At 63.4% G+C, this 10165-nt stretch carries 8 protein-coding genes; 4 read left to right on the forward strand and 4 right to left on the reverse strand.

All coding sequences use genetic code 11. The features are described from left to right. Nucleotides 1-226 precede the first annotated feature (226 nt). On the forward strand, nt 227-970 hold the full coding sequence (locus CF68_RS33655; protein ID WP_152548599.1) for a Cthe_2314 family HEPN domain-containing protein: 744 nt from the start codon (nt 227-229) through the stop codon (nt 968-970). A gap of 84 nt (nt 971-1054) precedes the next feature. After that, on the forward strand, nt 1055-2164 hold the full coding sequence (locus tag CF68_RS33660) for an IS5 family transposase (RefSeq protein WP_035827581.1): 1110 nt from the start codon (nt 1055-1057) through the stop codon (nt 2162-2164). Between the two features lie 796 nt (nt 2165-2960). On the opposite strand, the gene garD is transcribed toward CF68_RS33660, so the two are convergent. Then, complete coding sequence (gene garD, locus CF68_RS33665; protein WP_035827583.1) at nt 2961-4526, reverse strand: galactarate dehydratase; 1566 nt, start codon at nt 4524-4526, stop codon at nt 2961-2963. A 390-nt stretch (nt 4527-4916) separates the two neighbouring features. On the opposite strand from garD, the gene CF68_RS33670 reads away from it, so the two are divergent. Then, nucleotides 4917-5972 carry a cyclase family protein gene (locus CF68_RS33670; protein WP_035827585.1) on the forward strand — a complete coding sequence of 352 codons (1056 nt, stop codon included), beginning with the start codon at nt 4917-4919 and terminating at the stop codon, nt 5970-5972. Between the two features lie 28 nt (nt 5973-6000). Further along, nucleotides 6001-7242 carry an ABC transporter substrate-binding protein gene (locus CF68_RS33675; RefSeq protein WP_035827587.1) on the forward strand — a complete coding sequence of 414 codons (1242 nt, stop codon included), beginning with the start codon at nt 6001-6003 and terminating at the stop codon, nt 7240-7242. A 104-nt stretch (nt 7243-7346) separates the two neighbouring features. On the opposite strand, the gene CF68_RS33680 is transcribed toward CF68_RS33675, so the two are convergent. The 3 genes from CF68_RS33680 to CF68_RS33690 all read right to left on the reverse strand — a co-directional run. Next, nucleotides 7347-7934 (reverse strand): helix-turn-helix transcriptional regulator, encoded by a 588-nt coding sequence (locus CF68_RS33680; RefSeq protein ID WP_084187589.1) that lies wholly within the window; start codon nt 7932-7934, stop codon nt 7347-7349. A gap of 460 nt (nt 7935-8394) precedes the next feature. After that, nucleotides 8395-9810: a pyruvate kinase gene (pyk, locus tag CF68_RS33685; RefSeq protein WP_035827589.1), complete on the reverse strand. Its 1416-nt coding sequence runs from the start codon at nt 9808-9810 to the stop codon at nt 8395-8397. Between the two features lie 55 nt (nt 9811-9865). After that, on the reverse strand, nt 9866-10165 hold a 300-nt coding region (locus CF68_RS33690; protein ID WP_152548600.1), incomplete at its 5' end, for a P-loop NTPase.

Below are 10165 nucleotides of genomic sequence, written 5' to 3' on the forward strand. Positions count from 1 at the left end.
TCTGCCTGTCCGAAATAACTTGACCACTACAGAACCCCGGAGCGTGGGAAGCTGGCGCAGGAAGATGCAAGGAACCTCGCCGATGAATTGAAAGCGACAGAGGCAAGGCGGCATCAAAAGTTCTGGGACTCGGCCCGCGACTAATCGGACGTGGCGTTCAGGAACTCTGCGTCTCTCCCCTTCTCAGCGGCTGGCACCTAGCGTCGCCCGAATCCTGGCAGGAAAGATGACAAACAACGAGCCACCCAACATCTCTACCATGACCGACCAGCACATTCATATATACGACCACCCTTCCCTCGCGGAATTGATGCGCATATATCGCGAGATTGCGTTGGTCCAGTTGGAAAGCCTGACCAGTGGAGGTCCCGACGTATCGTTGCCGTCCAGCGCCTTAGCGACAGTGTCTATCATAGAGCGTACCGGCGAGATTCAAACCTCGCTGGACTATCTCTCGTTGGCCGGAGAGTTCCTCCGAGGGACACTTGCCGAGGATGGGTCGTTCCACGAACGTGACTACCAGTACCACTACGAGAACATCCTTTTTCGCGCAGTAGGTGCCGTAGACAGAATGTTCCTGTTGGCAGGGAGCGCTGCATTCATGGAGACGAAGCAACTTGAGCGTAGTGGCGCAAATCTCCGCGTCAATAGCGCTCTTCCCGGTGTCGGATTGACCGACGCACTCGAAGTCCTCAAGGCCGCAGAGGAAAGAGTAGCTTCCCTGAGAACAAGCCGTAACAATGTAGCCCATAACTCCGGCTACAGCGACGTGATGCTTCAAGCAGCAGGGATTCAGCGCTCTCCCGGGTTGGGCGACGTCTTCCGCCAGAACTTGGACAAATACCACCGCGATGGGCTCGATACAGCCAAGTCTCTTCACACGGACCTTTACGAGCTATCGGAGCGCCTCCTCATCGCACTTCAGCCCGCATTCGACTTCATAGTAGAAACGCACTCTCAATCGACCTAGCAGGTTGCTGAAATACCTAGCCCCGAAGTCAGCGCGGCAGCGTACCAAAGCGTTGATAACCAGACACCACTCCATCCGAGATTCATGCGCGGCGCCGACACCCTCACCGAAAGCCTGTTCACCATGCGGCGACTGGAAGATTTCGTGCCGCAAGCGCATCCGTTGCGCCCGATCCGGACCATGGTCAACAAGGCCTTGGCGAAGATGGATCGGCTGTTCGCAAGCATGTACGAAGCCGATATCAAGGGCGGACGCCCGAGCATTGCGCCGGAGAAGCTGCTGCGCGCGATGCTGCTGCAGGTTCTGTATAGCGTCCGGTCCGAACGGCAACTGATGGAGCAAACGCAGTACAACTTGCTGTTCCGCTGGTTCATCGGCCTGTCGATGGACGACGCAGTCTGGGTGCCAACGGTGTTCACCAAGAACCGTGCACGGCTGATCCAGCACGATGCAGTGATCACGTTCTTCAACGAGGTGCTGGCCATCGCGCGCAAGCGAAACTTGCTGTCGGGTGAGCACTTCAGCGTGGATGGCACGATGATTCAGGCCTGGGCCGGCCACAAGAGCTTCGTACGCAAGGACGGCGGCGATGGCGATGACAGCGACAGCGGTGGCACCGGCGGCTTCCGAGGAGAGAAGCGCAGCAACGAGACGCATCAGTCCAAGACTGATCCGGACGCCAAGCTCTATCGCAAGGGCAAGACCGCCAGTGAGCTGCGCTATATGGGCCACACCTTGAGCGACAACCGTCACGGCCTGGTGGTAAGCGCGGTGGTGACCCAAGCCGACGGATATGCTGAGCGCGAGGCCGCGAAGGCCATGCTCAACGATGCCCGGCAGGTCACTGACGATCCTGGCATAGAAGTTACCGTTGGCGCGGACAAGGGCTACGATGCCGAGGAATTCATCCAAGCTTGCCTGGAGATGAAGGTCACTCCGCACGTTGCACAAAACACTTCTGGGCGACGCTCGGCGGTGCCCGATGATATTGCCCGCAGCGTCGGCTATGCCATCTCGCAGCAGAAGCGCAAGCTGATCGAACAGGGCTTCGGCTGGGTCAAGACGGTGGGGCGCATGCGTCAGGTGATGGTGCGCGGCTTGAAGAAGGTCGACCAGATGTTTGTACTTAGCATGGCCGCTTACAACCTCGTGCGGATGCGAACGCTAGGACAAGTCCGTCCGCAGGGCCTGTAATGGGACCAAGGAAGCTAAAAATTGGCATCAAATCGCGTAAAAATCGATGAAATGACGCCCGGCTTCCGGATTATGAAAAATACGAGGCATGTGCGTCGCGCAGAGGGAAGCTTTGCCCCGTCTGCAGCGAGTACTTCAGCGGCCTGCTAGAGCACCTGGTCTGCCTTCGTCCTGTGTGAGCGTGAGCGCGCGATAGTCGGTCGATGGCGGTTGCGCTTCTAGTATAGAGTCGACCATCGATGCAACTGGCGGCGTCTAGAGCAACCCATGTAGTTGGACGAGGGCCGCAACCCTCGCCCTGCCCATTTGACGTATGCCTACTCAGAGCCCAGATACTTGAGAGCTCTGAGGCCGGCGGGACGCGGAAACGGCGGAACCCGAGTAGACATAAGTGGAAACGCTGCCGCATGGGCATCGCAGCACGCAATCGTCCCTTCCGATGGTTCGGTGTCACCCCAACCGTCTGCCCAGCCCACGGCTTTCCGTCTATCACCGTCATGCGCCTTCCATAGAGCCGAAACTGCTCTCGCTTAGTACCCTTTTGCGCAAGTCCAGCAAATCAGCGGTCACGTCGAGCGTAGTGGCATGCCCGGCGTCGAAGGTGGCGCAACACTCCACGAAAGACGCCGCCATCAAGGCCACTCCTGGCTCACCAATCAATCGGTCTCGTTGGCCGTTTGCAGATTCGGCCACGAGCCTTCGCAAGTCTTGAAAGACTAAGGGCGGCGTTATCCCCAGTATCAGCAGGTCAGAATCGCTCGCGGCGCGCCCAAAGATGTGCCGTCAGACCCGAGGCTCAGGTCACCGGTGCCGGGTTGAACAGCACCAGCGCATTGCGGATCTTCCAGTGCTCGGCCCATGACTTCTTGCCGCTGGCCACGGCCAGCAGCGTGTGGAACAGCTCCCAGCCCACTTCCTCGATGGTGGCCTCGCCGGTGGCGATGCGGCCGGCGTTGACATCCATCAGGTCATGCCAGCGCCGTGCCAGGTCGTTGCGGGTGGACACCTTGATCACCGGCACCTCGGCTAGCCCGTACGGCGTGCCGCGCCCGGTGGTAAATACGTGCAGGTTCATGCCGGCGGCCAGCTGCAGCGTGCCGCAGACAAAATCGCCCGCGGGCGTGGCGGCATAGATCAGCCCTTTCTGCGTGACCTTCTCGCCGGGGCCGGTGACGCCGTGGATCGGGCCGGTGCCGGACTTGACGATCGAGCCCATCGCCTTTTCCACGATATTCGACAGGCCGCCCTTCTTGTTGCCTGGCGTGGTGTTGGCGCTGCGGTCGACCTTGCCCTGCTCCAGGTAGCGGTCGTACCAGGCCATCTGCTGCACCAGCGCCTCGGCCACCTCGGGCGTGGCCGCGCGCGCGGTGAGCTGGTCGATGCCGTCGCGCACCTCGGTCACTTCGGAGAACATCACCGTGGCCCCGGCGCGCACCAGCAGGTCGGTGGCAAAGCCCACCGCGGGGTTGGCGGTGACGCCGGAGAAGGCATCGCTGCCGCCGCACTGCACGCCGACCGCCAGGTCAGACGCCGGACAGGTCTCGCGCCGGCGCGCGTTCAGGCGCACCAGGTGCTTCTCTGCCGTGGCCATGATCGAATCGATCATCGAGGCAAAGCCCACGTGCTGCTCGTCCTGCAGGCAGACCACGTCGGGCTCGCCCTCCTGCTGGATCGGGATGGTGCCGGCGCCGATCAGGCGCGCGGGCTGGAGCTTCTCGCAGCCCAGGCTGACGATCATCACCTCGCCGCCGAAATTGGGGTTCAGCGCGATATTGCGGATGGTGCGGATCGGGATGCCGGCATCGGGCGCGTCGATCGCCACGCCGCAGCCGTAGGTGTGCTCAAGGCCCACCACATCGTCGACATTGGGATACTTCGGTAGCAGTTCTTCCTTGATGCGCCGCACGGCAAACTCCACCACACCCTCCACGCACTGCACCGTGGTGGTAATGCCCAGGATATTGCGCGTGCCGACCGAGCCGTCCGCATTGCGGTAGCCCTCGAAGGTATAGCCTTCAAGCGGCGGCAGCGGCACCACGCGCGTGCCGACCGGCAGGTCGTGCAGTTCCGGCGCGGCCGGCATGCGGATCACGCGCTCATTGACCCAGCTGCCGCGCGGAAGGTCTTTCAGCGCATAGCCGATCACCACGTTGTAGCGGATCACCGCGTCGCCCTCGCGCAGATCAGTCAGCGCCACCTTGTGGCCCTGGGGTACGCCCTCGGCCAGCACCAGGCCGCAGGGGAATTCCGTTCCCGCCGGCAGACCGCCGTCGTTGGCCACGATCGCGACGTTGTCGTTCGCGTGCATCGTGATGTACAGCGGGCGAGCCGCCTGTCCACCTGCTGTCGGGGTCACTGCCATGTCATCTCCAGCGGATGCGCGTCGCGCACTTTTAGTGTTACGTTGTCGGACAACATTCTATCTGTTTATGGTCGTCTCCGACCCCGGGAATTCCCTATCCTCTGCTATTTCTGGGCGGAAATAAGCAGCTTCCTCAGCCTAGTTGTACGACAACACATCATGAGCCGGCATTACCCGCATCAATAAGGATGCCACCCCGCCGTAATCCTGCTGCACCGCAAAATGACCATTCCCCGCAATATGGCCTATAAGGGATGCAACCGGTTTCATGCCACGAGAACCGGACAGGAGACCTTCCCGCGTGGCCACGCACATCGCGCAACCACGCCGCACCGATACCCCATACACCGGCCGCTCCCTCGGCCACGCACACGACAGGAGGCATGACTCATGCGCTGGAAGCAACGTCCGCAAGGTTCCAACTGGGGTGACTTCGGCCCCGACGACCAGCTCGGCCGCATCAACCTGATCGGCCCGGAACAAGTCGTCAAGGGCGCGCGCGAGGTGCAGGCCGGCATCAGCTTCTGCCTGTCGCTGCCGCTGGACTACCCCGGCGGCAACAAGCTCAACCCGCGCCGGCATCCGCCGGTGCTGCGGCCTACCCTCCGCGACGACATCCCCTATTTGAACTTCCCGCTGGCCAAGGTCGATCCCACCGCCACCGACGTCATCAGCGACGACCAGGTGCTGCTGTGCCTGCAATACAGCACGCAATGGGATGCCCTGGCGCACGTGGGCGCACTGTTCGACGCCGACGGCGACGGCCGCCCGGAGCGCGTCTACTACAACGGCTACCGCGCCAACGAGCATATCGTCGGCCCGGTCGACTATGCCGATGACGACAACTTCGCCGCGCACCCTTGCGGCCACGACCACAGTGCCGCGCAGGCGCTGGGCATCGAGAACTTCGCGGTCAAGGGCATGCAGGGCCGCGGCTTGCTGGTGGACCTGGCGCACACCTTTGGCATGGACTTCCGCAATGTCGGCTACGACGACCTGATGCACGCGCTGGACGCCGGCAAGGTGGAAGTCGAACGCGGCGACATGCTGCTGCTGCGCACCGGCTTTGCCGAGGTGGTGCTGTCGATGCAGCGCAATCCCGATGAAGCCGTGCTGCACCACAGCTGCTGCGCGCTGGACGGCCGCGACGAGCGCCTGCTGAACTGGATCACCGATGCCGGCATCGCCGCGCTGATCGCCGACAACTACGCGGTGGAACGCTACCCCGCCCGGCCCGCGCCCGACGGCGACAAGAGCCACCCGCTGCTGCCGCTGCACCACCACTGCCTGTTCAAGCTGGGCCTGCCGCTGGGCGAGCTGTGGTACCTGCGTGAACTGGCGGACTGGCTGCGCGCCAACGGCCGCACACGCTTCCAGCTCACCGCCCCGCCGCTGCGCCTGCCCGGCGCGGTGGGGTCCCCGGTGACGCCGATCGCCACGGTATAAGCCAACAACAATAAATCAGGGAGACACCATGAACCATCGCCACGCGATCCGCCGCATTGCCGCCAGCACCCTCGCCTTCGCCGCGGCGCTTGCCTGCGGCACCGCCCAGGCCCAGCCCAGGGCCGCCGTCTCTGACGATGTCGTCAAGGTCGGCATGCTGCTCGACATGAGCGGCCTGTATGCCGACGTCACCGGCCGCGGCAGCGCCACCGCCGCGCAGATGGCCATCGACGATTTCGGCGGCAAGGTGCTGGGCAAGAAGATCGAGCTGGTGGTGGTCGATCACCAGAACAAGGCCGACATCGCCGCCAACAAGGCGCGCGAATGGTTCGACACCGCCAATGTCGACGCCATCCTCGACGTGGCCGCGTCGGCGCCGGCGCTGGCGGTGCTTGAGGTTGCACGACAGAAGAACCGCATCGTGGTGTTCTCCGGCCCGGGCACCGAGCGCATCACCAACGACCTGTGCACGCCGGTGTCAGTGCACTACGCCTACGACACCTACGCGCTGGCCAACACCACCGCGCGCGCGATGGTGCAGCGCGGCGGCAAGTCCTGGTTCTTCCTGACGGCGGACTACGCCTTCGGCCACACGCTGCAGGACTCGGCCACCGCGGTCATCAACGAGACCGGCGGCAAGGTGCTGGGCGCCGCACGCCACCCGCTGGCCACCAGCGACTTCGCCTCTTACCTGCTGCAGGCGCAGGCCAGCAAGGCACAGGTGGTGGGCCTGGCCAATGCCGGCGGCGATACCGTCAACGCGATCAAGGCCGCCTCCGAATTCGGCCTGACCCGTAACAACACGCAGCGCATGGCGGGTCTGCTGCTCTATATCAACGACATCCACGCCATCGGCCTGAAGACCGCCTCCGGGCTGGTATTGACCGAAGCCTTCTATTGGGACATGAACGATGCCACCCGAGCCTGGTCGCGCCGCTATTTCGACAAGCTCAGGAAGATGCCCAACATGAGCCAGGCAGGTGCGTATTCATCGGTGACGCACTACCTGAAGGCCGTGCAGGCAGCGGGCACCGACGACACCGCGGCGGTGATGAAAAAGATGAAGTCCATGCCGATCAACGACTTCTTTGCGAAAAACGGCCGCATCCGCGAAGACGGCCGCATGGTCCACGACATGTATCTGTTCGAGGTCAAGACACCGGCCGAGTCCAAGTACCCATGGGACTACTACAAGGTGCTGGCCACGGTGCCGGGCGAGCAGGCGTTCATGCCGGTGTCGAAATCGCAGTGTTCGCTGGTCAGGCGCTGATGGCGGCGCTGGTGGAGATATGCGGTGTACGAGGCGCAGGGCCGAAGTTTCTGACAAATACAGATCATAGTTTGTATTCGAGAAATACAATCTATATTGCGTATTTAGTCCCTGGTCAGGTTTTCCAGCCACAGGCTCATCAATCCGGCCCGGCCCCTGACGCCGAATTTCCGGAAGATGCCGGTCACATAGGAATGGGTCGTTGAAACGGCCAGGCCGAGGCGCTGGGCAATCTGCTTTTCCGATGCGTCGGTCAACAACAGCCGCAAGACTTTCTGCTCGTGGGGCGCCAGCGGGACGGAAGAAAGCGCCAGCCCAAGGTCAAGAATGCTCTCCTTCTTCAGCGCAGTGACATCTCGGGCAACCCCGACGCGCAACCGTTCCGACTGGAGCCATCCGGCGGACCACATGATATGGACGGCACTGCCGTCCTTGTGGCGATAACGGTTTTCAAAACCGATCCGCTTCTTTCCTGACATGACCTGCTTGGCCTCGACAATGGTCCGGTCCCGGTCGGAGGGCATGACCAGATCGATGATGAATTCGCCCGCCATATCCTTCGGCGTATAGCCAAAAATGCCCTCGCACGCGGCGCTGACATACTGGATGCGGCCGCCTGTGTCGACCAGGAATACGGCGTCCAGCAGCTGGTCGGCAAACGCAGTGATGTCTTTTCCGATCTCGATACTCATGGCAGTCCAGACCCCCCGATACTGGCGCTTTGATTGGGCCCTTCGCCCGGATTCGCCCGAACTCCGCCGGGTCGACGTGAAGACTAGATCACGCGCCAGCATATGTACGGCGCTGGCATCGCCAACACCGTTCAAGGCTTTCGTGCTGGCTAGCCGATCACCATGCCGCGCGACTCCAAAAGCACCCTGCTGATTAGCAGGGTATTACCTTCTGCACGGTTTCGATACCATCATCCCGATCATTTGCCCGGTGCTTCGGTCACATCATAATGGCCCCGCCAGGGTCTTCCAAATCCGTCGTCAACGAAAGTTGGGGCAAATGATCGAAGCCTCAGCATTTCCTGCCTCTTGCGAGGGGGGTCGAGGTCAGGAAGGGGAGCGGCCCGGCCCGCTGACAGAGGTGGCAGTGACCCCTGTCAGCGGGAACCGTGCAACGCCGCCGCAATACACGGTCGCCTCATTAGATCTGCGCGATGCGCAGCAGGTTGGTGGTTCCCGCCACCAGGAACGGCAGCCCTGCGGAGATGACGATGGACTGCCCGGTTTCGCCAAACCCCTCGGCCAGCACGGTGCTGCTGGCCAGATCGGTCATTTCCAGCACATCCACCACCTCGCGGCAGAGCACCGCGTGCACGCCCCATGTGAGCGTCAGCCGCCTGGCCGTTGCCATGCGGGGTGTCATGCCGAGGATGGGCACCTGCGGCCGCTCGCGCGCCATGCGCAGCGCCGAGTAGCCCGAGCTGGTATAGGCCACCGTCGCCGGCACCTTGAGCAAGCGCGCGATGTGGCGCACGGCGTAGCCGATGGCATCGGCCGCTTCCGCGCGCGGCGGGGTGTGGGATGCCTCGATGGCGTCGCGGTACAGCGGGTCGGATTCCGTGCGGGAAATGATGCTGTTCATCATTCGCACCGCCTCCACCGGATACCGGCCCGAGGCCGACTCGGCCGACAGCATGACCGCGTCGGCACCGTCGTAGATGGCTGTCGCCACGTCCGACGCTTCCGCGCGGGTGGGCACGGGGGCGGCAATCATCGATTCGAGCATTTGCGTGGCAACGATGACCGGCTTGCCGGCCTTCCGGCACGCGCGGACGATCTGCTTCTGCAGCGACGGCACCTGCTCGGCGGGCATCTCCACGCCCAGGTCGCCGCGCGCCACCATGATGGCATCGGCCTCGGCGACGATAAGGTCCAGGCTCTGGATGGCGGCGGGCTTCTCCAGCTTGGCCACGATGCCGGCGCGGCCGTTGACGATTGCCTTGATCTCCCGGATGTCTTCCGGCCGCTGCACGAAGGACAGCGCGATCCAGTCCGCACCCAGCGCCAGCCCGAAGTCGAGGTCGCGCCGGTCCTTCTCGGTCATGGCCGACAGCGGCAGCACCGCGTCCGGCACGTTCACCCCTTTCCGGTCCGAGAGCGTGCCGCCGTTGATGACCGTGGTCTCGGCGAAGCCGGCACCGCACTGGTCGACGCGCAGCCGGATCTTGCCGTCGTCCAGCAGCAGCTCCACGCCTTCGCTCAGGGCGGCGAAGATCTCCGGGTGCGGCAGGCTGACCCGGCTGGCCGAGCCAGGCGCCGCGCTGTCCAGGGCCAGCCGGAAGCCGGCTCCCGCGGCCAGTTGCACCGGCCCGTCGGCGAAGGTGCCGATGCGCAGCTTCGGACCCTGCAGGTCGAGCAGCACGCCTATGGGACGGCCCCGTTCGCGCTCCACGGCGCGGATAGCTTCGAACCGTTGCCGGTGGTCTTCGTGGGTGCCGTGGCTGAAGTTGAGCCGGAAGACATCGGCGCCGGCCTCGAACAGCGCGTCAATGAGCTCGGGGGTGCTACTCGCGGGACCGAGCGTGGCCACGATCTTGGCGTTGCGAAGGCGTCTCATGCCATTGCTCCATGTCAGCGCGCGACGGGCGCCGCGCGTAAATCGTTCACCCTGGTCAGGTGTTCTGTACGACGATGCTCGGGAACTTGCTGGTCATGTCGCGCGCCTTGTCGGCAATCTTGATCGCCACCTTGCGCGCGATGGCGCGGTACATCTCGGCCACCGGGCTGTCGGGCTCGGCCACCACGGTCGGGCGGCCAGAGTCGGCCTGCTCGCGGATCTGCAGGTTCAGCGGCAGGCTGCCGAGCAGGTCCACGCCGTAGTCGGCGCACATCTTCTCGCCGCCGCCGTGTCCGAAGATATGCTCGACATGGCCGCAGTTCAGGCAGCAGTAGACCGCCATGTTCTCGACGAT

This window comes from Cupriavidus sp. SK-4 (assembly GCF_000611125.1).
GTDB lineage: Bacteria > Pseudomonadota > Gammaproteobacteria > Burkholderiales > Burkholderiaceae > Cupriavidus > Cupriavidus necator.

Coding starts and splice junctions, on each gene's coding strand:
- CF68_RS33655 (WP_152548599.1), top strand. CDS start 227: ATGACAAACAACGAGCCACCCAACATCTCTACCATGACCGACCAGCAC.
- CF68_RS33660 (WP_035827581.1), top strand. CDS start 1,055: ATGCGCGGCGCCGACACCCTCACCGAAAGCCTGTTCACCATGCGGCGA.
- garD (WP_035827583.1), bottom strand. CDS start 4,526: ATGGCAGTGACCCCGACAGCAGGTGGACAGGCGGCTCGCCCGCTGTAC.
- CF68_RS33670 (WP_035827585.1), top strand. CDS start 4,917: ATGCGCTGGAAGCAACGTCCGCAAGGTTCCAACTGGGGTGACTTCGGC.
- CF68_RS33675 (WP_035827587.1), top strand. CDS start 6,001: ATGAACCATCGCCACGCGATCCGCCGCATTGCCGCCAGCACCCTCGCC.
- CF68_RS33680 (WP_084187589.1), bottom strand. CDS start 7,934: ATGAGTATCGAGATCGGAAAAGACATCACTGCGTTTGCCGACCAGCTG.
- pyk (WP_035827589.1), bottom strand. CDS start 9,810: ATGAGACGCCTTCGCAACGCCAAGATCGTGGCCACGCTCGGTCCCGCG.